Annotated in this window: 20 protein-coding genes; 9 read left to right on the forward strand and 11 right to left on the reverse strand. The window is 63.6% G+C overall.

Annotation, left to right across the window (positions count from 1 at the left end; translation table 11 throughout):
- Positions 1 to 77: 77 nt before the first annotated feature.
- The 7 genes from sucD to A3AI_RS0106555 all read right to left on the reverse strand — a co-directional run bounded on the left by sucD (position 78) and on the right by A3AI_RS0106555 (position 6,773).
- Positions 78 to 962 carry a succinate--CoA ligase subunit alpha gene (sucD, locus tag A3AI_RS0106525; protein ID WP_024514804.1) on the reverse strand — a complete coding sequence of 295 codons (885 nt, stop codon included), beginning with the start codon at positions 960 to 962 and terminating at the stop codon, positions 78 to 80.
- A gap of 33 nt (positions 963 to 995) precedes the next feature.
- The gene (locus tag A3AI_RS0106530; protein WP_024514805.1) at positions 996 to 1,475 is read right to left on the reverse strand and encodes a DUF1579 family protein; all 480 of its coding nucleotides are present in this window, start codon (positions 1,473 to 1,475) and stop codon (positions 996 to 998) included.
- A 4-nt stretch (positions 1,476 to 1,479) separates the two neighbouring features.
- Positions 1,480 to 2,676 (reverse strand): ADP-forming succinate--CoA ligase subunit beta, encoded by a 1,197-nt coding sequence (sucC, locus tag A3AI_RS0106535; protein ID WP_024514806.1) that lies wholly within the window; start codon positions 2,674 to 2,676, stop codon positions 1,480 to 1,482.
- A gap of 115 nt (positions 2,677 to 2,791) precedes the next feature.
- Positions 2,792 to 3,760 carry a malate dehydrogenase gene (gene mdh, locus A3AI_RS0106540; protein WP_024514807.1) on the reverse strand — a complete coding sequence of 323 codons (969 nt, stop codon included), beginning with the start codon at positions 3,758 to 3,760 and terminating at the stop codon, positions 2,792 to 2,794.
- A 233-nt stretch (positions 3,761 to 3,993) separates the two neighbouring features.
- Positions 3,994 to 5,178 carry a cell division protein ZapE gene (gene zapE / locus A3AI_RS0106545; protein ID WP_024514808.1) on the reverse strand — a complete coding sequence of 395 codons (1,185 nt, stop codon included), beginning with the start codon at positions 5,176 to 5,178 and terminating at the stop codon, positions 3,994 to 3,996.
- 210 nt (positions 5,179 to 5,388) lie between these two features.
- The gene (gene thpR / locus A3AI_RS0106550) at positions 5,389 to 5,925 is read right to left on the reverse strand and encodes an RNA 2',3'-cyclic phosphodiesterase (protein WP_024514809.1); all 537 of its coding nucleotides are present in this window, start codon (positions 5,923 to 5,925) and stop codon (positions 5,389 to 5,391) included.
- A gap of 200 nt (positions 5,926 to 6,125) precedes the next feature.
- Positions 6,126 to 6,773, reverse strand: coding sequence for an arylesterase (locus A3AI_RS0106555; protein WP_024514810.1), 648 nt, complete (start codon positions 6,771 to 6,773; stop codon positions 6,126 to 6,128).
- 55 nt (positions 6,774 to 6,828) lie between these two features.
- Here A3AI_RS0106555 and A3AI_RS0106560 point away from each other — a divergent pair, with 55 nt between their 5' ends.
- The 4 genes from A3AI_RS0106560 (at position 6,829) to A3AI_RS0106575 (ending at position 11,902) form a co-directional block, all read left to right on the forward strand.
- A complete protein-coding gene (locus A3AI_RS0106560) occupies positions 6,829 to 7,560 on the forward strand; it encodes an ABC transporter ATP-binding protein (RefSeq protein ID WP_024514811.1) in 732 nt (243 codons plus the stop codon).
- A 59-nt stretch (positions 7,561 to 7,619) separates the two neighbouring features.
- Positions 7,620 to 10,151, forward strand: coding sequence for an ABC transporter permease (locus tag A3AI_RS0106565; protein WP_051382323.1), 2,532 nt, complete (start codon positions 7,620 to 7,622; stop codon positions 10,149 to 10,151).
- 270 nt (positions 10,152 to 10,421) lie between these two features.
- Positions 10,422 to 11,216 (forward strand): Bax inhibitor-1/YccA family protein, encoded by a 795-nt coding sequence (locus A3AI_RS0106570; RefSeq protein WP_024514813.1) that lies wholly within the window; start codon positions 10,422 to 10,424, stop codon positions 11,214 to 11,216.
- Between the two features lie 149 nt (positions 11,217 to 11,365).
- Positions 11,366 to 11,902 carry a GNAT family N-acetyltransferase gene (locus A3AI_RS0106575; protein WP_024514814.1) on the forward strand — a complete coding sequence of 179 codons (537 nt, stop codon included), beginning with the start codon at positions 11,366 to 11,368 and terminating at the stop codon, positions 11,900 to 11,902.
- A gap of 90 nt (positions 11,903 to 11,992) precedes the next feature.
- Here A3AI_RS0106575 and A3AI_RS0106580 read toward each other — a convergent pair whose 3' ends face one another.
- The 3 genes from A3AI_RS0106580 to acnA all read right to left on the reverse strand — a co-directional run bounded on the left by A3AI_RS0106580 (position 11,993) and on the right by acnA (position 16,580).
- Positions 11,993 to 12,388: a DUF2794 domain-containing protein gene (locus A3AI_RS0106580; RefSeq protein WP_024514815.1), complete on the reverse strand. Its 396-nt coding sequence runs from the start codon at positions 12,386 to 12,388 to the stop codon at positions 11,993 to 11,995.
- 427 nt (positions 12,389 to 12,815) lie between these two features.
- Positions 12,816 to 13,595 carry a DUF1223 domain-containing protein gene (locus A3AI_RS0106585; protein WP_024514816.1) on the reverse strand — a complete coding sequence of 260 codons (780 nt, stop codon included), beginning with the start codon at positions 13,593 to 13,595 and terminating at the stop codon, positions 12,816 to 12,818.
- A gap of 264 nt (positions 13,596 to 13,859) precedes the next feature.
- Positions 13,860 to 16,580 (reverse strand): aconitate hydratase AcnA, encoded by a 2,721-nt coding sequence (gene acnA / locus A3AI_RS0106590; RefSeq protein ID WP_024514817.1) that lies wholly within the window; start codon positions 16,578 to 16,580, stop codon positions 13,860 to 13,862.
- A gap of 281 nt (positions 16,581 to 16,861) precedes the next feature.
- On the opposite strand from acnA, the gene ccmA reads away from it, so the two are divergent.
- From ccmA to A3AI_RS0106615, 5 genes are all read left to right on the forward strand, one after another.
- Positions 16,862 to 17,464: a heme ABC exporter ATP-binding protein CcmA gene (gene ccmA / locus A3AI_RS0106595; RefSeq protein WP_024514818.1), complete on the forward strand. Its 603-nt coding sequence runs from the start codon at positions 16,862 to 16,864 to the stop codon at positions 17,462 to 17,464.
- A 265-nt stretch (positions 17,465 to 17,729) separates the two neighbouring features.
- Complete coding sequence (ccmB, locus tag A3AI_RS0106600) at positions 17,730 to 18,398, forward strand: heme exporter protein CcmB (RefSeq protein ID WP_024514819.1); 669 nt, start codon at positions 17,730 to 17,732, stop codon at positions 18,396 to 18,398.
- 77 nt (positions 18,399 to 18,475) lie between these two features.
- Entirely contained in the window at positions 18,476 to 19,243 is a 768-nt protein-coding gene (locus A3AI_RS0106605) for a heme ABC transporter permease (RefSeq protein WP_024514820.1), read from the forward strand.
- Between the two features lie 6 nt (positions 19,244 to 19,249).
- The gene (ccmD, locus tag A3AI_RS0106610) at positions 19,250 to 19,429 is read left to right on the forward strand and encodes a heme exporter protein CcmD (protein WP_024514821.1); all 180 of its coding nucleotides are present in this window, start codon (positions 19,250 to 19,252) and stop codon (positions 19,427 to 19,429) included.
- A 10-nt stretch (positions 19,430 to 19,439) separates the two neighbouring features.
- Positions 19,440 to 20,036, forward strand: a complete 597-nt coding sequence (locus tag A3AI_RS0106615) for a DsbE family thiol:disulfide interchange protein (RefSeq protein WP_024514822.1) — start codon at positions 19,440 to 19,442, stop codon at positions 20,034 to 20,036.
- Positions 20,037 to 20,068: 32 nt separating this feature from the next.
- Here the strand turns inward: A3AI_RS0106615 and A3AI_RS0106620 are convergent, their stop codons facing one another.
- Positions 20,069 to 20,671 carry a septation protein A gene (locus A3AI_RS0106620; protein WP_024514823.1) on the reverse strand — a complete coding sequence of 201 codons (603 nt, stop codon included), beginning with the start codon at positions 20,669 to 20,671 and terminating at the stop codon, positions 20,069 to 20,071.
- Positions 20,672 to 20,698 lie beyond the last annotated feature (27 nt).

Raw genomic sequence — 20,698 nt, forward strand, 5'->3', positions numbered from 1 at the left:
CAGGGATTAGCGCGGTCATACCGACCGTTTACCTTATTTAGTATGAATGTTCTCGCCGAAAAGAACTAAGCCGTGAATCAAGCTTTCAATTTTTCGGCCAGCGTATGCCCGAGCCGCGCGGGCGACGGAGAGACAGTGATTCCGGCCGATTCCATCGCCTCGGTCTTTGAACCAGCGTCACCCTTGCCCCCGGAGATGATGGCGCCGGCGTGACCCATGCGGCGGCCCGGAGGAGCGGTGACGCCGGCGATGAAGCCGACCATGGGCTTCTTGCGGCCGCGCTTGGCCTCGTCCTTGATGAACTGGGCGGCGTCCTCCTCGGCCGAGCCGCCGATCTCGCCGATCATGATGATCGAGGTGGTCTTGGGGTCGGCGAGAAACATTTCCAGCACGTCGATGAACTCGGTGCCCTTGACCGGATCGCCGCCGATGCCGACCGCGGTGGTCTGGCCGAGGCCTTCCTGGGTGGTCTGGAACACCGCCTCATAGGTCAGGGTACCGGAGCGGGAGACGATGCCGACATTGCCGGGCTTGAAGATGTTGGCCGGCATGATGCCGATCTTGCATTCGCCGGCGGTCATCACGCCCGGGCAGTTCGGCCCGATCAGGCGGGACTTGGAGCCGGACAGCGAGCGCTTCACCCGGACCATGTCGAGCACCGGGATGCCCTCGGTGATGCAGACGATCAGCGGGATCTCCGCATCGATCGCCTCGCAGATCGCATCCGCCGCACCCGGCGGCGGCACGTAGATCACCGACGCATCGGCGCCGGTCTTGTTGCGTGCTTCCTGCACCGTATCGAACACCGGTAGCCCCAGATGCGTCGAGCCGCCTTTGCCGGGCGAGGTACCGCCGACCATCTGCGTGCCGTAGGCGATCGCCGCCTCGGAATGGAAGGTGCCGTTCTTGCCGGTAAAGCCCTGGCAGATGACCTTGGTGTTCTTGTCGATCAGGATGGACATGTTTGCTGATGCTTCCGCGCGAACTGAGGTGGACTAATTGATCCGCTTGTAGACGCCGGTGAGCACGTCGCTCCAACCTTCGGCATCGGGCGAGAACTGGATTTTCATGGAGTAGCTGTTGTCGTCGACGATGTCGTAGACGTGACGCGCATTGCCGCGCAGCGAGCCGCGCACCAGTGTCAGGGTCTTGCCGACCCAGGAGCCGGAGGCCGGCGACGGCGGGAAATAGCCGAGCGAGTCGTGCCAGAACAATTTGTAGAGGCGGTCCTCGCGGTCGTAGGTGAAGAGCGCATGAGTCGCAAAGCTCTCCTTGCCGTCGCGGGTCTGGTGCACGTCCTGGATCAGATAGAAGCCGTTGAGATCGATGCGCGCGACAACACGCGAGGTAGCAGGGCCGCCTTGCACCCAGCGCGACGGGTAGACCATCTCCTCTCCGCTCCATTCGCCGGCGAACACCTTCAATTTGCGGTGCTCCTCCGATGGCGACGGCGCGGCGAGATGGTTCTCGGTCATGGCCTTAGCTCCCTTTGACGGCCTTCACGATTTTTTGCGCGGCGTCATCGAGGTTGTCGGCCGGCAGCACGTTGAGGCCTGATTCACGGATGATCTTCTTGCCCAATTCGACATTGGTGCCTTCGAGCCGCACCACCAGGGGCACCTTGAGGCCGACCTGCTTCACGGCCGCGACCACGCCCTCGGCGATCACGTCGCACTTCATGATGCCGCCGAAGATGTTGACCAGGATGCCCTTCACATTGGGATCGGAGGTGATGATCTTGAACGCCGCAGCCACCTTCTCCACGGTGGCGCCACCGCCGACGTCGAGGAAATTCGCCGGCTCCATGCCGTAGAGCTTGATGATGTCCATGGTCGCCATGGCGAGGCCCGCGCCGTTGACCATGCAGCCGATGGTGCCGTCGAGCGCGACATAGTTGAGATCGTATTTCGAGGCCTCGATCTCCTTGGCGTCCTCTTCGGTGGTGTCGCGCAACGCCACCACATCGGGATGGCGGAACAGCGCGTTGTCGTCGAACGCGACCTTGGCATCGAGGACGCGGAGCTGGCCCTGCTTGGTGACGACCAGCGGGTTGATCTCCAGCATCGCCATGTCCTTGGCGGTGAAGGCGTTGTAGAGCTGGGCGGTCAGCTTCTCGGCCTGCTTGGCAAGATCGCCGGTGAGGTTCAGCGCTTTCGCCACCGCGCGGCCGTGATGGCCCATGATGCCGGTGGCCGGATCGACCGAGAAAGAAATGATCTTTTCCGGCGTCGAATGCGCGACGTCCTCGATGTTGATGCCGCCCTCGGTCGACACCACGAAGGAGACTTCCGAGCTTTCGCGGTTGACCAGCAGCGACAGATAGAACTCCTTGTCGATGTCGGAACCGTCCTCGATGTAGAGGCGGTTGACCTGCTTGCCATGCGCACCGGTCTGCACCGTCACCAGGGTGGCCCCTAACATCTGCTTGGCGAACTCGGAGACTTCAGCGACCGACTTGGCGATGCGCACGCCGCCCTTGTCGCCGGCACTCGCTTCCTTGAACTTGCCCTTGCCGCGACCGCCGGCATGGATCTGGCTCTTCACCACCCAGATCGGTCCGGGCAGCGCCTTGGCGGCCGCTTCCGCATCCTCGGGCCGGAGCACCGGCACGCCCTTGGAGATGGCCACGCCAAACTCGCTGAGCACCGCCTTGGCCTGATACTCGTGGATATTCATCTAGGACGCTCCCCAAAGGCTTGCCCGCGAGCCCTGCCAGGCCCACACCCATTTCCCGTCTGGTATACCATATACCAAGATCGCATCAAGACGTCGGAACTGACTTTCGACCGGCTCAGCGACCCAGGAGGTCGGGCGCGATCTTCTTGCAGGCATCGACCAGGCCCTGGACGGCGCCGACCGACTTGTCGAAGCCCTCGCGGTCCTTGCCGGACAGCTCGATCTCGACGATGCGCTCGACACCCTTGCTGCCGATCACGACGGGCACGCCGACATACATGTCCTTCACGCCATATTCGCCGTTGAGGTAGGCAGCGCAGGGCAGCACACGCTTCTTGTCGCGCAGATAGCTTTCGGCCATCGCGATCGCGGATGCTGCCGGCGCATAAAAGGCCGACCCGGTCTTGAGCAGGTTGACGATTTCGGCGCCGCCGTTGCGGGTGCGGTCGACGATCTCGTCGATGCGCGCCTGCGAGGTCCAGCCCATCTTGACGAGGTCGGGCAGCGGAATGCCGGCGATGGTGGAGTAGCGCGCCAGCGGCACCATGGTGTCGCCATGGCCACCGAGCACGAAGGCGGTGACGTCCTCGACCGAGACGTTGAACTCGTCAGCGAGGAAATAGCGGAAGCGCGCGGAGTCGAGCACGCCGGCCATCCCGACCACCTTCTTGTGCGGCAGGCCCGAGGCCTTCTGCAGCGCCCAGACCATGGCGTCCAGCGGATTGGTGATGCAGATGACGAAGGCGTCGGGGGCGTACTTCTTGATGCCGGCGCCGACCTGCTCCATGACCTTGAGGTTGATGGACAGGAGGTCGTCGCGGCTCATGCCGGGCTTGCGCGGCACCCCGGCGGTGACGATGCAGACATCGGCCTTATCCAGCGCGTCGTAGGAGTTGGCACCGGTAAAGTGGGCGTCGAAGCCGTCGACCGGCGAGGACTGCGCGATGTCGAGCGACTTACCCTGGGGCACACCCTCAGCAATGTCGAACATGACGACATCACCAAGCTCCTTCAACCCGATGAGGTGAGCCAGCGTTCCACCGATTTGACCGGAGCCAATCAAAGCAATCTTGTCGCGCGCCATGGGAAATCCGTCCTTTGAACCCGAGCCGGGAAGTTTGGAATTGAGTGGCTGTTATCCCTTTCGGTGAGACCGTTCAAGTCACGCTAGGCCCATTTGTCGGCCCTGCCGAGAATTCAGCCATGCACCCCGTCATTCCGGGGCGATGCGCCCGGAATCGAACCCGGAATCCGGAGGTTGTAACGCGAGATTCCGGGCTCCTCGCTGCGCGACGCCCGGAATGACGCCAGGCAGACTTACGTCTCCACCAGCCCGGTCGTAGCGCCGCTGGCGGCCGAGTCCTTCCTTCCGTGCGGTTGCGCCAAATAGGACGCTGAACTCATCTCGATCAGGCGCGAGGACGTCCGCTTGAACTCGTTGGCTTCGACGCCCTCGGATGCAATGTACAGCGCCACCGGATGCGCCGCAGCCGACGCCATCAACTTCACGGCATTGTCATAGAGCGTGTCGATCAGCGAGATGAAGCGCTTGGCGGCATTTCGCTCGGAATAGTCCATGACCGGGACATGGTCGAGCAGGATGGTATGGTAATCATGCGCGAGCCGCAGGTAGTCCGAGGCGCCGAGCGGCTTCTCGCAGAGATCGGCAAAGGAAAACCGCGCCACGCCATGCGAGGAGCACGGCACGTGCAGCGTGCGGCCCTTGATCGAAATATCCCGCGGCTTGCACGGCGCCTTGCCGGTCATTTTTGCCCAGGCCTTGTCCAGGGCCGTATCGGCTTCCGCATCCGCCGGCACCCACCACATCTTGCCGCCGGCGAGCTTCTCCAGGCGAAAATCGGTGCGCGCATCCAGCCTCACAACATCCATGTGCGCCTGGATGTGCGCGATGAAGGGCAGGAACAGGGCGCGGTTCAAGCCGCCCTTGTAGAGATCTTCCGGCGCGACATTGGAAGTCGCGACCACCACGGTGCCGAGTTCGAACAATCTTGCGAACAGGCGGCCGAGGATCATGGCATCGGCAATGTCGGTGACGTGAAACTCGTCGAAACAGAGCAGCCACGCTTCGTCGAAAACCGCCGACGCGGTCAGCGTGATCACGTCGGCATCGGCGATCTCGCCGCGCGCGATCGACTGACGGTAGCCATAGATGCGCTCATGCACGTCGGCCATGAACTCGTGGAAATGCGCCCTGCGCTTGTGCTCGACCGGGCTTGCCTGAAAGAACAGGTCCATCAGCATGGTCTTGCCGCGGCCGACCTCGCCATGGACGTAAAGGCCACGCGGGGGCGGCGCGTCCTTGTCGCCGAACAGCCGACCGAGCAGGCCCTGCCTGCGCAGCGGCTTGTAACCATCCAGGCGCTGTTCGAGGCCTGCATAGGCCTCGACAAGCTCGGCCTGCGCCGGGTCCGCCTCGATGGCGCCGGAGGCGATCAGAGCAAGGTACTGCGTGCGGAAGGAAGATGACGGCGGGGTCAGCATTGCCTCCTTACCGCATGAGAAGGGGCAAGATTCAAGCCGGCAAATGCAGTCGGGGTATGCAGGGATTAACATCCCCGGTCATGCCCCGCAAAAGCGGGGCATCCGGTAGCCACCGGCCCATCGACTTAAGGACTATTGTCGCCGGGATACTGGATCGCCCGGTTCGAGCCGGGCGATGCGAGCGCAGGATTGGCGAAAGCGCCCCGCACCTCACGCGCTCAGCGCGTAGGAATCCTCGACCACATAGGGGCCGCCGCCGGTAGAGGCGCGCGCGGAGAACAGGACGAAACGCTCGGCGGTGAAGACCTTGCTCGGGAAGTAGCCGCGCACCGAGAGATAATCGGCGACGTCCTGGCTTGATGCGTCATAGAGCCGGGCGAGCGTCACATGCGGGACGAATTTGCGGCCCTCCGGATCGAGGCCGAGGCGTTGCATCAGCCGCTCCAGCTCCGCCTGCAGCTCGATCAAGGGCCGGCTCGGCGCAATCGTCGCGACAACTGCGCGCGGCTTGCGTCCGCCGAAGCTTGTGAGCCCTTGCACCGTCACTTCAAAGGGCTTGCGGTCGATACGCGCAAGCAACATGGCGATCTCGTTGGCGGAGACGCCGTCGATATCGCCGATGAAGCGCAGGGTGACATGGTAGTTTTCGGGATCGATCCAGCGGGCGCCGGGAAGGCCACCTCGCAAACTGGATAGCGTCTGGCAGACGTCTTGAGGTATCTCCAGTCCAGTAAACAAACGCGGCATCGTCAGGACTCCCGATGCTTGAGGCTTGATGCAACGCCATGGAAAGACCCAAAGCTCGACCAAACCTGACCACAAATCCCGGCGGCGAATCACCGATGAGGAATTTGTACCGTAGATATATGACTCTGCGAAGCATCCCGGGTTAACGGATCGGAAACTCCGTAGAAATCCTGAGGGTTAAGCTTGAAGCTGCCCTAATTTCAACGGTGTTGCCCACCGATCGTGCCGACGAATGCCCGCACCGTGGGCAGGATTCGATTGACGATGATGTCGACGCCCTCCGCCGTCGGATGCATTCCATCCGCCTGGTTGAGCTTCGCGTCGGCGGCGACGCCATCGAGGAAGAACGGATAGAGCGGCACACCGAAGGATTTCGCCAAATCCGGATAGATCGCGTTGAACTGTGCCGCATAGTCGCTGCCGTAGTTCGGCGGCGCCAGCATACCGCACACCATCACCGGAATGCCGCGCGCCTTCAACCGGCCGACGATATCGGACAGCGCATCGCGCGTGATCTTGGGATCGATCCCGCGAAGTGCGTCATTGGCGCCGAGCTCGAGGATAACGCCCTCGGTTCCATCGGGCACCGACCAGTCAAGGCGGTCGCGTCCACCGGAGGCGGTATCTCCCGATACCCCTGCATTGCTGATCTCGACATCCAGGCCGTTGTCGTTCAAGGCCTTTTGCAGGCGGGCCGGGAACGCGGCCTGGCCGGGAAGGCCGAGGCCGGCACTTAAGGAATCACCCAGAACGACCAGCTTGATCGGTTTGGCCTCACCACCCGGCGCGGGCTGTGAAAGAGCCGGCCAGGCCGTCATCATCGCGACCATCAACACGAGTATGTGCACGAAGTTTGGCGCGCGCCTCTCGACCCGAGTACACGAAGTGCCATATGACCGAGCCATGGACAGTCGCATCGATCCCTCACATTTGTCAGGCCTTGGGCCGGACACCATTTCCATTTCCAACGTCAACCTCTCGCTCGGCACTGGTGCAGCGCGCGTCCATATTCTGAAGGACATCAGCCTTCAGGTGGCCTCGGGCGAGGCACTCGGCCTGATCGGGCCGTCAGGCTCCGGAAAATCCACGCTGCTGATGGTGATGGCCGGGTTGGAACGTCCTGATAGTGGAAACGTGGTGGTCAACGGCACGCCTTTCAATGCCCTGAACGAGGATGCGCTGGCGCGCTTTCGCGGTCGCCAGGTCGGCATCGTCTTCCAGTCATTTCATTTGATCCCGACCATGACGGCGCTGGAGAATGTCGCCGTCCCGCTCGAACTTGCGGGCGTTGGCGATGCCGCCACGCGCGCCGCGCAGGAACTCGCTTCCGTCGGCCTCGGCGACCGGCTGCATCATTATCCGAGCCAGCTCTCCGGCGGCGAGCAGCAGCGCGTGGCGCTCGCGCGTGCGCTGGCGCCCGACCCTGCAATCCTGGTCGCGGACGAGCCAACCGGCAATCTCGATGAATCCACCGGCAAGCAGATCGTCGATCTCATCTTCGGCAAGCATGCCGAGCGCGGCATGACGCTGGTGCTGGTCACCCACGATCATTCGCTCGCCGAGCGTTGCGACCGCGTGGTGCGGCTGCGGTCGGGTCGGGTCGACTCGACGACATCGCGCAAATCCGCCTCATGAGCATCGCATCCGAAGGTATCGATCTCGCACCCCAGCCTGCTCATGACGGCCGCACCGCGATGCTACCGTTGCGCTATGCGTTGCGCGAGCTACGCGGCGGCTTGCGCGGCTTCTACGTCTTCATCGCCTGCATCGCGCTTGGCGTGTTCGCAATTGCCGGCGTCGGCTCGGTCGCCGCCAGCCTGTCCGAGGGTCTCGCGCGTGAAGGCCGCACCTTGCTCGGCGGCGATGCCGCCTTCGTGCTGTTCCACCGCGAGTTGACGCCGGCCGAGTTCGGCTTCCTGCGCTCGCGCGGCGAGGTGTCGGCTGCGGCGACGCTGCGCGCGATGGCGAAGGCGGCCGACGGCAAGCTTGCGTTGGTGGAGATGAAGGCGGTTGACGGCGTCTATCCGATGTTTGGCGCGTTGACGCTCAAACCCGATTTGCCAATGCCCGAGCTGTTCGCGGAGCGCGACGGCGCGTTCGGCGCGGCCGCCGATCCGACACTCTTGGCTCGGCTCGATCTCAAGATCGGCGACAACGTCACACTCGGCGATGCGACCTTCCAGATCCGCAGCGCCGTGGATGCCGAACCCGACAAGCTCGCCGGTGGCGTCGGGCTCGGCCCGCGCTTTCTGATCAGCGTCGACGCCTTGCGCGCGACCGGCCTGTTGCAGCCCGGCAGCCTGGTGCGCTGGAGCTATCGCGTGAAGCTGCCCGATGAAGGCGCCGGCAATGATCGCGCGCTAACCGCGCTGATCGAGGATGCGCGGACGGCCGCACCGGAAGCCGGATGGGAGGTGCGCAGCCGGACCAATGCTTCGCCGCAGCTTGAGCGCACCATCGACCGTTTCACTCAGTTCCTCACGCTCGTTGGACTGGCCGCGCTCCTGGTCGGCGGCGTCGGCGTTGCGAACGCCGTGAAAAGCCATGTCGATCGGCGGCTGGAGGTGATCGCCGCCCTGAAGGCGCTCGGCGCCACCGGGCGCGACGTGTTCGCGATCTATCTTGCGCAGGTGATGCTGCTGGCAAGTCTGGGCGCGGTGATCGGCCTCGCCGCGGGTGCGGCGCTGCCCTTTGTCATTATCGGGCTGTTCGGCAAGCTGCTGCCCTTGCCGGTGACGCCGGCGTTGCATCCGGATGAACTCGCGCTATCGTTCGGGTACGGCCTGCTGACCGCGCTTGCTTTCGGCCTGTGGCCGCTCGGCCGCGTGCATGACGTGCCAGTGGCGGCACTGTTCCGCGAGGCTGTCAGGGCCGAGTGGCATCGGCCGCGCTGGCCGTATCTGGCGCTGATGGCGCTCGTGGTGGCGGCGTTGGTTGCGGTCGTGATCGGCCTCGCCTATGACAAGAAGATCGCCGCGATATTCGTGGTCGCCTCCGTGATCGTCTTCGCCGTGCTGCGCGGCATTGCCGCCGGCGTGATGGCGCTGGCCGCCCGCCTGCCGCGGACGCGTTTTCCAATGCTCCGGCTTGCGATCTCCAACATCTACCGGCCGGGCGCGCTGACGCCCTCGGTGGTGCTGTCGCTCGGGCTCGGGCTCGCGGTGCTCGTCACCATCACCCAGATCGACGGCAATCTGCGTCGGCAGTTCATGGCTTCGCTGCCGGACCGCGCACCGTCGTTCTTCTTCATCGACATTCCCTCGGCCGACGCCCAACGCTTCCACGACTTCCTGCAGCAAATCGAGCCGCAATCGACGGTCGAGGAGGTGCCGATGCTGCGCGGACGGATCATCGCGGCACGCGGTGTCAGGGCCGAAGACCTCGATCCCACGACCGACGCAGAATGGGTGCTGCAGAGCGACCGCGGCCTGACCTATACCAGCGAGATTCCCAAGGGCTCCAAGATCGTCGAGGGTGAGTGGTGGAGCGCCGACTATAGCGGGCCGCCGCTGGTCTCGATCGAGAAGAAGATCGCCGACGGGCTCAAGCTGAAGCTCGGCGACGAGATCGTGGTGAACGTGCTCGGGCGCGATATCCACGCCCATATCGGCAATATGCGCAGCATCGACTGGCAGGGACTCGGCATCAACTTCGTGCTGGTGTACTCGCCCAATGCGTTCAAGGGCGCGCCGCACACCCATATCGCGACGCTGACCGAGGCCCAGCCGGACCCGGGAAGCGATGGCCGCATCATCCGCCGGGTGGCCGATGCGTTTCCCATGGTGACCAGCGTGCGCGTGCGCGAGGTGATGGAAACCGTCGGCGCGGTCGTCTCGAACCTTGCGCTGGCGATCCGCGGCGCCAGCGCCGTGACCCTGATCTCGGCTATCCTGGTCCTGGGCGGGGCGCTGGCCGCCGGCCATCGCCACCGGGTCTATGACGCCGTCGTCCTGAAGACTCTGGGTGCGACCCGGCTGCGGCTGCTCGGGGCATATGCGCTGGAATATCTCCTGATCGGGCTCGCCACCGCCGTATTCGGCGTCTTTGCCGGCTCCGTTGCGGCCTATCTGATCGTGACGCGCCTGATGACCTTGAGTTTCGTCTGGCAGGCCGGCAGCGCCACGATCGTGGTCCTCGCTGCCCTGCTCGTGACCGTCGGGCTCGGGCTTGCCGGCACGCTTTTGGCCCTGAACCAGAAGCCGGCGTCGGTGCTCCGCAACTTATAAAAAAATCATAAAGATTTCCTAGGTTAATCTTCCTGCGGCGCGGCAGGATTGAGCCCTTTTGCCGCAGTTTCCCGGCACCCGGAAGCGACATTCGGCCGCGCGTGGAAGGTTGCGGCAGATGTGGTAGTTTCCCATTTAAGCGCTGGGTCAGATGGCCAGCCGGGACTTGATGACACAAAATTAATGTCCGCAAGCCGAGCCATCTGAGATAGGTTTTCCTCGGCGACGCAGCCCTTGCGCTCCGCCGACACAACAAACGGGAATTCGACCATGTCGGATCTAGACCGCAATTACACTTCCCCGTTCGGCCGGGCCGCAGGGCGCGCTGACGCCGCGACGGTCGATGCCGGACTGCGCGCCTACATGCTGCGCATCTACAACTACATGAGCATTGGCCTCGCCATCACCGGCCTTGCCGCGCTTGGCGTCTATATGGCCGCTGTGACCAGCGATCCATCGGGTGCGGCCGCCAAGATTGGCAGCGCGTTCCTGACGCCGTTCGGCTACGCGATGTTCGTGAGTCCGCTGAAGTGGCTGTTCATCCTCGCGCCGCTCGCGATGGTGTTCGCGCTCTCGGCCGGCATCAATCGGCTCGCGCCCTCGACCGCCCAGCTCCTGTTCTGGGTGTTCTCGGCGCTGATGGGCGTCTCGCTGTCGTCGATCTTCCTGGTGTACACCCACACGTCGATCGTGCGGGTGTTCTTCATCACGGCGGCGACCTTCGGCGCGCTCAGCCTCTACGGCTATACGACGCGGCGTGACCTCACCGGCTTCGGCTCGTTCCTGTTCATGGGCTTGATCGGCATCATCATCGCGAGCCTGGTCAACCTGTTCCTGGCGAGCTCGGCGCTGCAGTTCATCGTCTCCCTGGTCGGCGTCCTGGTGTTCGCGGGCCTCACCGCCTGGGACACCCAGCGGCTGAAGAACGATTACATCTACGGCTACGCCTCGGCCGGCGGCGACATGGCCGAGCGGGCCTCGATCATCGGTGCGCTGTCGCTGTACTTGAACTTCATCAACCTGTTCACGCTGCTGTTGCAGCTGCTTGGACAGCGCGACAACTGATCGGTCGAACGAGAAACCAATACCGAGCCCCGGCTTTCGCGCCGGGGCTTTTGTTTTTGGCGGTCATGCGCTGCGCTGTCATGCCCGGGGCTTGTACCGCCATGGCGAAAGAAAGTTGATCGGGCGCGATCGGCTGCTATCTTCACGCCATGTCCAAACTCGATATCCGTCCGGCCGAAGAGGCCGACCTTCCCTTGATCACCGAGATCTACGAGCACGCGGTGCGCCATGGCACCGCGACCTTCGAGCTTGTCCCGCCGGATCTGGCCGAGATGACCCAGCGCTATCGCGCGCTGATGGACGGCGGCTTCCCGTACTTCGCCGCCACGGTCGAGGGCCGCGTAATCGGCTACGCCTATGCCGCCGCCTACCGGGCGCGGCCGGCCTATCGCTTTACCGTCGAGAACTCGATCTATCTGCAGCCTTCGATCCACCGCCGCGGCATCGGCCTGCAATTGCTGCAGCGACTGATCGTCGAATGCGAGGCGCGCGGCTTCCGGCAGATGATCGCGGTCATCGGCGATTCCGCCAACGCCGGATCGATCGGCGTGCACACGAGGACCGGATTCACGCTGATCGGCACCCATCCCAATGTCGGCCTCAAATTCGGCCGCTGGCTCGACATCGTGACGATGCAACGCTCGCTCGGCGACGGCGCGATCACGGTGCCGGCGGAGCAGATATAAGGCGTCGTTCCGGACGAGCGCTTTGAGCTTGATCCGAAACAGAGTCCGAATCCGCACGTTTCAGGCGCGCCTCGATGAAGGTGCAAGGAGCTACACCAGCGCGAGCTTGCGATCGATCGCGAGCAGCACGCGGTCAAGATCGGGGCCGCGCCGCAGAATCAGCCCCGTGGCCGAGATCACGCTGTACATGCCCTGCTTGTTACGCAGCCGCGGGTCTTTCTCGATCCGGTAGATCGGCACCTCGGAGGAACGGCGAAACACCGAGAACACCGCGCGGTCTTTGAGAAAGTCGATGGCATAGTCGCGCCATTCGCCGTCCGCGACCATGCGGCCGTAAAGGTTGAGGATGCGATTGAGCTCGAAGCGATTGAATGTCACCCGGTTCGGCACGGCTGCAGCAGCCGGATTGCCAACGGGATTCGCAACGGCGCCGCGGGCCGCTGCGTGGCTTGCGCTTGGATCGGCATCCTCCGACGTCAGGCTCATGGAGCGCCTCCTGTCATACCCATGACATGATTGCGCCAATGAGGGAGCGCCGCAAGGGGCGGTTTGCGAATAGTCGACCGGTAAACGCGACGGATCGTCCGCCTTCAATGGAACATAGCGCGTCACGGTATCGTTAGTAGAATCATAAAGCCGCCCCACTTCCGCCCAGCGCATGCCGTCCTATTTAGCCATAAGTGGATACTGCGTTGGCCCGGTCCTTTCGGTTCCGGATTCCTCAGCCCCCAGCCCCCCGGGATTGTCGGGATCGGGCCTGACGCAGCAAAACGCCAGACTGGACCAACGAAAGTTGGTCCTTTTTGTTTATGTATGGGCGCCCGTTTTGTTTCTGCGGTCGTTTGCCTTCGTCAACACGCGAAGGCACGCGAACACCGCTGCAAGCGCCAAGCACGGACAAATTCGGCAGATATCAGCGTAGCGAGCTGTAGGTGGTGGTCAGCGGTTCAAAAGCCGCACCCAGCATTGGCCCGGGCCGGTCGCTGCGGCCGTCCTGCAGATAGACCACGGCGCCGTCGACGCCGTCCCGCATCACGTTCTCGAGCGGCACGCTCCAACTCGCGGGCGCACCGTTCCAGTCACCAACCTTCAGGATGTTGCGCACCACATTGTGGTAGGTAATTTCCTGCCCGCGATTTTCGCCGCGGCCGATGGAGATCGGCACGGCTTTCGAGATCGAGCAGATCCACACCTCGCCATGCGTGATGCTGGGGACCTTGCTCTCGGCAACCGACACATTGATTTGCTTGCCGGCGAGCGTCATCGACACCGGTACCGACATCACGCCGTTTTTCTTGGTATCGTGGATGGCCTGGGTGATGCCCGCGATGTCGCTGCCGATCACCTGCGCCGAGCCGTTGACGATCGCCTGCGGCGTGTAGACGTCACGATCGCCGCGCATCCTGGAATACGCCTTTTGCCGCGCCGAGAAACGCGCGTCCGCAAGCGTATCCTTCCAGCCGAGATAGTCCCAATAGTCGATCGGCATGCTGAGCGCGATGACGTCGGGATCCTTGGCAAGCTCGCCGATGACCTTGTCGGCCGGCGGGCATGACGAGCAGCCTTGCGAGGTGAAGAGCTCGACCACCGCACGCGGATCGGCGTGGGCTGGCCGTATAACGGCGATGATCGCAAAGAGTCCGAGTGCGCCTGACCAGCGCGAGAAAGAACTATGAGCCATCATCGCTGTCATTGCCAACCACGCACCTGCATCACCACACCCGTTTCTCGGCGCGGTGGCGCGCCAGCTGAGTTTCTATGCGCATCCGTTTCCTCGCGCACAGGCTGTACAAGCGCTTTGCGCTTCGCACAGGGCAGAATTCGTTCACGGCATTGGCGCCAATGGGCTCCTTTGGGTCCGGACCATGCTCGAACACCAAGAAGGCGGCCTTTGTCTTAGGCCGCCTCCCAGGTGCCCGCTACTCACTTCGCAGTGAGCCACCGATCATAGTTCGGATCAAGCCGCAAGTTTCCGCAGCACGTAGTGGAGAATGCCGCCGTTTCGATAGTATTCGAGCTCATCCAGGGTATCGATGCGGCACAACAGGGGCACGCGCTGCAACGCGCCGTCGCCGGAGACGATCTCCGCGGTCAGTATCTGGCGCGGCTTCAGCTCGCCCTGCAGCCCCCGAATCGTCACCTTCTCGTCCCCTTTAAGCCCGATGGACTGCCACGATGTCCCTTCCTCAAAGGTTAACGGCAGCACGCCCATACCGACGAGGTTGGAGCGGTGGATACGCTCGAAGCTTTGGCAGATCACGGCGCGCACGCCGAGCAGACGGGTCCCCTTCGCGGCCCAGTCGCGCGAGGAGCCGTTGCCGTATTCGGCGCCGGCAAACACCACCAGCGGCACGCCCTCGGCCTGGTACTTCATCGCGGCATCGTAGATCGACATCTGCTCGCCGTCCGGCCAGTGCTTGGTGTTACCGCCTTCGGGGATGTTGCCGTCAGCGCCCTTGAGCATGAAGTTCTTGATGCGGATGTTGGCGAAGGTGCCGCGCATCATCACTTCGTGGTTGCCGCGCCGCGTGCCGTACTGGTTGAAGTCCGCGGGCCGTACCTGGTGCTCGCTCAGGAATTTGCCGGCGGGCGAGGTCAGCTTGATCGAACCGGCCGGCGAGATGTGGTCGGTGGTGATCTTGTCGCCGAACATCGCGAGAATCCGCGCTTCGACGATGTCGTTGGTCGGCTCCGGCTCTTTCTTCATGCCTTCGAAGTAGGGCGGGTTCTGCACATAGGTCGAGCTCATGTTCCAGCGATAGGTCTCGCTGTCAGTGGTCTTGATCTTGCGCCAGTTGGTGTCGCCCTTGAACACGTCGGCATATTTCTTCTTGAAGATCGGCGCCGTCACGTACTTCTTGACGAAGGCGCTGATCTCCTTCGCGGTCGGCCAGATGTCCTTCAGGTACACCGGCTTGCCGTCCTTGCCTTCGCCGAGCGGCTCGACGGCGAGATTCTTGGTCACGCTGCCTGCGAGCGCGTAAGCCACGACCAGCGGAGGCGAGGCGAGATAGTTCGCCTGCACGTCCGGGCTGACGCGTCCTTCGAAATTGCGGTTGCCGGAGAGCACGGCCGCCGCAACGACGCCATTGTCGTTGATCGACTTGGAAATTTCCTCGGGCAGCGGGCCGGAATTGCCGATGCAGGTGGTGCAGCCGAATCCGACCAGATTGAAGCCGACCTTGTCGAGATCGGTCTGCAGGCCCGAATTGGAGAGATATTCCGCGACGACCTGGCTTCCCGGCGCAAGCGAGGTCTTCACCCATGGCTTGGCCTTCAGACCCTTTGCGGCTGCATTGCGCGCGAGCAGCCCGGCGCCGATCAGCACGCTTGGATTGGAGGTGTTGGTGCACGAAGTGATCGCGGCGATCACCACGTGGCCGTGGCCGATCTCGAAGTTGCGGCCATCCACCGCGTAGTGATGGTCGGCATCAGTCGCTTTCTTGTATTCGCTGGCCATTGCCGCGGCGAAGCCTTCTGAAACCGAGGGCAGCGCGACGCGGCCTTCCGGACGCTTCGGACCGGCCATCGAAGGCACTACGGCACCAAGGTCGAGCGTGAGGGTCTCGGTGAAGACCGGATCGGTCGACTTGGCCGTGCGGAACAGGCCCTGCGCCTTGGCATAGGCAGCCACCAGCGCCACGCGATCCGACTTGCGGCCCGAGGTCTTGAGATAATCGATGGTAGCGCTATCGACCGGGAAGAAGCCGCAGGTGGCGCCATATTCGGGCGCCATGTTGCCGATGGTCGCCTTGTCCGCAACCGAGAGGTTGTCAAGGCCAGGGCCGAAGAACTCGACGAACTTGCCGACCACGCCCTGCTTGCGGAGCATCTGCGTGACGGTCAGCACGAGGTCGGTTGCGGTGACGCCTTCCTTGAGCTGCCCCTTGAGCTTGAAGCCGACCACGTCGGGCAACAGCATCGACAGCGGCTGGCCAAGCATGCAGGCTTCCGCCTCGATACCGCCGACGCCCCAGCCAAGCACGGCAAGTCCGTTGACCATGGTGGTGTGCGAATCAGTCCCGACGAGGGAGTCCGGATAGGCGACCTCGAAGGTTGCGGTCTTCTTGCCGACCGTCATCTTCTGCTTCTTGGTCCAGACGGTCTGGGCGAGATATTCGAGATTGACCTGGTGGCAGATCCCGGTGCCGGGCGGGACCACCGAGAAGTTCGAGAAAGCCTTCTGGCCCCACTTCAGGAACTCGTAGCGCTCCTGGTTCTGCTTGTATTCCTCTGACACGTTCTTGGCGAAAGCCTTGTTGTCGCCGAAGAAGTTCACGATCACCGAGTGGTCGATGACGAGATCGACGGGCACCAGCGGGTTGATCTTCTCGGCATCGCCGCCGAGGCTCTGCATGGCGTTGCGCATGGCGGCGAGATCGACCACGGCCGGCACGCCGGTGAAATCCTGCATCAGGACGCGCGCCGGACGGAAGGCGATCTCATGCCCGAGCTTGCGCTTCCTGACCCACTTCGCGATCGCCTGGATGTCCTCTTTCTTGACGGACCGCCCATCTTCATTGCGCAGCAGGTTTTCCAGCAGCACCTTCATCGAATACGGCAGCTTGGAAATTCCCTTGAGACCGTTTTTCTCGGCGGTGGCCAGGCTGTAATACACATAGGTCTTGCTGCCGACCTTGAGGGTCTTCTGGCATTTGAAGCTGTCGAGAGAGGTCATGCGAGGAAATCCCAATTGTCAGTTTTACCCGGCTTAGGGTATTATAACACCGCGAGCCGAGGGCCCGATGGTTCGCAGCCATCATTATTGTGTGCTGCATCAAGTTCCGGCTTATAGAAGCTTTCTAACGTCACCGCCACAGCGTCAATCATCCGATAAGCGGTTGGGGCCCATAAATTCTGCTGCGCTACCCCCAGGAATCGTTGGGGCATCGTTGGGGCATCGTTGGGGCATCGGCAGGGCGATCGGTTGGGCTATCAGAGGGCACGGAACGAGAATCCATGCGGCTATTGGCAAGCGGCCTGACATGCGTGCGCGGCGGCCGCGAGGTGTTTTCAGCCCTGACGTTCGAAGCGGTTGCGGGCGAGCTCTTGGCGGTCACCGGCCGCAACGGCTCGGGCAAGACGTCGCTGCTGCGGCTGGTTGCAGGGCTGCTTACGCCGGCCGGGGGTTCGCTGGCGCTCGAGGGCGGCGATACCGAGCTGACGTTGCCCGAGCAGGCGCATTATCTTGGCCACCGCGACGCGTTGAAGCCGGCGCTGAGCGTTTTGGAAAACCTGCAATTCTGGCGGGATTTTCTCGGCGGCAAGCCCTTCGATCCCGCGGAAAGCCTCGCCACGGTCGGGCTTGCGCACGCCGCTCACCTCCCCGCCGCCTATCTCTCCGCCGGCCAGCGCCGCCGCCTGTCGCTCGCCCGCCTGCTCGCGGTCAAGCGCCCGCTCTGGCTCCTGGACGAGCCGACCAGCGCGCTGGACACCACCGGCCAAGACATGGTCACCGGCCTGATGCGCAACCACCTCGCAGGCGGCGGCCTGATCGTGGCGACCACCCACGCGCCGCTAGGGCTGACCTCCAAGGAGTTGCGGATCGGAGGCGAGCAATGACTCCACTGGCCCACCGCACTTCGCACACCGCCCTCTCCGTTGCCTCGCCCCTTGCGAGAGAGGATCAGGGAGGGGGGTGCCCCACGGCACGGCATCCGACAGCCTCCTTGATTCGCTGTCGAAAGTGTCCACGATGTCTCCGAGCACCCGTCCACTATGTCCCCGGTCTGAACAACCGCAAGGAGGGAGGGAGAGCAGCGCGTGCCTGGCTCCGCCATTTCCCTGTAGGCGAAGAGCCGAATTGCGACGTGGAGCCGTGCCCCTCATGACAGCGCTGGCCGCCCTCATCCGCCGGGACATCAGCATCGCCCTTCGCGTCGGCGGCGGGGCGCTCATTGGCGTACTCTTCTTTCTCACCGTGGTGGTACTGATGCCGTTTGCGCTCGGACCCGATCTGCCGCTGCTGACGCGGCTGGGTCCCGCGATCCTCTGGCTCGGTGCGCTGCTGGCGAGCCTGCTAACGCTGGACCGGCTGTTCACGGCCGACCACGAGGACGGCTCGCTCGACCTGATCGTGATGGGCCGCACGCCGCTGGAACTCGCCTGCGCCGCCAAGGCACTGGCGCATTGGCTCGCGGCCGGGCTTCCGTTGATCGTGGCGACCCCGGTGCTGGGCCTTTTGCTCAATCTCGACATGGCCGCAACTTCCGCCGTGGCGCTGACCCTGCTTGCCGGTACGCCGGCGCTGACCTTCACAGGCATGATCGGCGCCGCGCTGGCCGTGACGCTTCATCGCGGCGGGCTTCTGCTTGCCGTGCTGGTGTTGCCGCTCTCGATTCCCGTTTTGATTTTCGGCGTGGCGGCATCGGAAGCCGCGATCAGCGGCCCGGTACCGTTCGGCGCGCCATTTTCGATTCTCTGCGCATTGTCGCTGGTCAGTCTGGTGGTGGGGCCGTTTGCCGCCGCCGCCAGCCTGCGCCACGGACTGGACTGACGATTGATGACGATCAACTCTTGCCGAGCGCCCTTATGCTGATTGCGCGGGGCGGCCGCCGCCATTAACAGGATGCCATGACGCTGATCGACCTCGCCAACCCCTCCAGGTTCCTGTCGCTGACGGCACGGCTGTTGCCGTATCTCGTGGCGGGAACCGTGGTCCTGCTCGCGATCGGCCTCTACCTCTCGGCGACCGCGCCTGATGACTATCAGCAGGGCGCCACCGTCAAGATCATGTTCATACACGTGCCCAATGCGTGGCTGTCGATGTTCGTCTGGGCGGTGATGAGCGCATCGGCGCTCGGCACGCTGGTGTGGCGGCATCCGCTTGCCGACGTCGCGGCCAAGGCTGCCGCACCAATCGGCGCCAGCTTCACTTTTCTCGCACTGGTGACGGGGTCGCTGTGGGGCCGGCCGATGTGGGGCACCTATTGGGAATGGGACGCGCGGCTGACGTCGGTGCTCATTCTCTTTCTGATGTATCTCGGCCTGATGGCGCTGTGGCGGGCGGTGGAAGATCCGGCGCGCGCGGCACGCGCCGCGGCGGTGCTGACGCTGGTCGGCGCGATCAACCTGCCGATCATCAAATTCTCGGTGGACTGGTGGAATACGCTGCACCAGCCGGCCTCCGTGTTCCGGATGGGCGGGTCGACGCTCGATCGGGCCTTCCTTTATCCGCTGCTGGTGATGGCGATCGCCTTCACAGTTTTGTTCATCACGCTGCATGTGGCGGCGATGCGCAACGAAATCCTGCGGCGGCGGGTGCGGTCGTTGCAGATGATGCAGGCCCGTGCCGCTTCGAATGACGTGGGCGCGACATCGCCCGCCTCGCAGCCGGCGTGACGCACCATGTCGCTTGGCCCCTACGCCTCCTTCATCGTGACCTCCTACCTCGCCGTCGCGCTGGTGGTGGCGCTGTTGATCGGCTGGATCACGCTCGACTACCGCAGCCAGAAGCAGCGCCTGCGCGAGCTCGAGGAGAGCGGCGTATCGCGACGCTCCGGCCGCAGCGCGACGGATATGAGATGAGTGAACCGGCATGAGCGAGCAAATGACATCCGAAGCCGCTCCGCGGCGCAGGTCGTTGCTGATGCTGCTACCGCTCGTAGCCTTCATGGCGCTCGCGGCGATTTTCTGGTTCCGGCTCGGCAACGACGATCCCTCGCGAATCCCTTCTGCGCTGATCGGTCATCCGGCGCCGCAGACTGCGCTGCCGGCACTCGAGGGCCTCTCCAACAACGGCACACAGGTGCCCGGGCTCGATCCGGCCGCGTTCAAAGGCAAGGTCTCGATCGTCAATGTCTGGGCCTCCTGGTGCGTGCCCTGCCATGAGGAGGCCCCTCTGCTGACCGAGCTTGCCAAGGACACCCGCATCCAGCTCGTCGGCATCAACTACAAGGACACGGCCGATAACGCCCGCCGTTTCCTCGGCCGCTATGGCAATCCGTTCGCCTCAGTCGGCGTCGACGGTAACGGCCGTGCCGCGATCGAATGGGGCGTCTATGGCGTGCCGGAGACCTTCATCGTCGGCCGCGACGGCAAGATCGCCTACAAGCTGGTCGGCCCGATTACACCGGACAACCTCGAGAGCGTGGTGAAAGCGCAGATCGATAGGGCGGTGAAGGCGGGGAGTTAGTTTCCTCCGTCATTCCGGGGCGGTGCAAGACTTCACCCCTTGCTCACATCGCCCGCTTCCGCCTCGCTCGCTTCCAGCGAAACGGGCTCGATATGATACCGCTTGATCAGCGGCATCTGCAGGATCGCAAACCCCATCGTGAGCGGGATAACGCCGAACGCCTTGAACGCGACCCAGAAGTCCGTGCTCTGGGTGCGCCAGATGACCTCGTTGAGGATCGCCATGGCCAGAAAGAACAGCGCCCAGCGCCCGGTGAGGATGCGCCAGCCTGTCGGCGTCAGATTGAACATCTGGTCGAACATCACGGCGATGAAGGAGCGACCGAACAACAGCCCACCGCCGAGCACGGCCGCGAACAGGCCGTAGATGATGGTCGGCTTGACCTTGATGAAAGTCTCGTCATGCAGCACCAGGGTCAGCGTGCCGAACACCAGGACCACGCCGCCGGTGACGAGCGCCATGATGGGCACGTGCTTTGTCACGACATAGCAGGCGACCATAGCCGCGACGATCGCGACCATGAAGGCGCCGGTTGCCACAAACAGCTGGAATTTGGCGTTGACGCCGAAGAACACCAGAAGCGGGCCGAGCTCGGTCGCGAGCTTGAACAAAGGATGCGGCTGAGTCTTGTCCATGAAGCGCCTTCTGTAGCGGTCGCTGGC

Origin of the sequence: Bradyrhizobium sp. Tv2a-2, assembly GCF_000472425.1 — a bacterium.
Lineage (GTDB): Bacteria > Pseudomonadota > Alphaproteobacteria > Rhizobiales > Xanthobacteraceae > Bradyrhizobium.

Bases quoted from the DNA above. Each gene is read 5' to 3' on its own strand.
- A3AI_RS0106585 (WP_024514816.1), bottom strand. From the start codon at position 13,595: ATGACAGCGATGATGGCTCATAGTTCTTTCTCGCGCTGGTCAGGCGCA.
- sucC (WP_024514806.1), bottom strand. From the start codon at position 2,676: ATGAATATCCACGAGTATCAGGCCAAGGCGGTGCTCAGCGAGTTTGGC.
- mdh (WP_024514807.1), bottom strand. From the start codon at position 3,760: ATGGCGCGCGACAAGATTGCTTTGATTGGCTCCGGTCAAATCGGTGGA.
- sucD (WP_024514804.1), bottom strand. From the start codon at position 962: ATGTCCATCCTGATCGACAAGAACACCAAGGTCATCTGCCAGGGCTTT.
- A3AI_RS0106605 (WP_024514820.1), top strand. From the start codon at position 18,476: ATGACGCTGATCGACCTCGCCAACCCCTCCAGGTTCCTGTCGCTGACG.
- A3AI_RS0106580 (WP_024514815.1), bottom strand. From the start codon at position 12,388: ATGAGCCTGACGTCGGAGGATGCCGATCCAAGCGCAAGCCACGCAGCG.
- A3AI_RS0106565 (WP_051382323.1), top strand. From the start codon at position 7,620: ATGCTACCGTTGCGCTATGCGTTGCGCGAGCTACGCGGCGGCTTGCGC.
- ccmA (WP_024514818.1), top strand. From the start codon at position 16,862: ATGCGGCTATTGGCAAGCGGCCTGACATGCGTGCGCGGCGGCCGCGAG.
- acnA (WP_024514817.1), bottom strand. From the start codon at position 16,580: ATGACCTCTCTCGACAGCTTCAAATGCCAGAAGACCCTCAAGGTCGGC.
- zapE (WP_024514808.1), bottom strand. From the start codon at position 5,178: ATGCTGACCCCGCCGTCATCTTCCTTCCGCACGCAGTACCTTGCTCTG.
- A3AI_RS0106560 (WP_024514811.1), top strand. From the start codon at position 6,829: ATGGACAGTCGCATCGATCCCTCACATTTGTCAGGCCTTGGGCCGGAC.
- ccmB (WP_024514819.1), top strand. From the start codon at position 17,730: ATGACAGCGCTGGCCGCCCTCATCCGCCGGGACATCAGCATCGCCCTT.
- A3AI_RS0106575 (WP_024514814.1), top strand. From the start codon at position 11,366: ATGTCCAAACTCGATATCCGTCCGGCCGAAGAGGCCGACCTTCCCTTG.
- A3AI_RS0106530 (WP_024514805.1), bottom strand. From the start codon at position 1,475: ATGACCGAGAACCATCTCGCCGCGCCGTCGCCATCGGAGGAGCACCGC.
- thpR (WP_024514809.1), bottom strand. From the start codon at position 5,925: ATGCCGCGTTTGTTTACTGGACTGGAGATACCTCAAGACGTCTGCCAG.
- A3AI_RS0106615 (WP_024514822.1), top strand. From the start codon at position 19,440: ATGAGCGAGCAAATGACATCCGAAGCCGCTCCGCGGCGCAGGTCGTTG.
- A3AI_RS0106620 (WP_024514823.1), bottom strand. From the start codon at position 20,671: ATGGACAAGACTCAGCCGCATCCTTTGTTCAAGCTCGCGACCGAGCTC.
- A3AI_RS0106570 (WP_024514813.1), top strand. From the start codon at position 10,422: ATGTCGGATCTAGACCGCAATTACACTTCCCCGTTCGGCCGGGCCGCA.
- ccmD (WP_024514821.1), top strand. From the start codon at position 19,250: ATGTCGCTTGGCCCCTACGCCTCCTTCATCGTGACCTCCTACCTCGCC.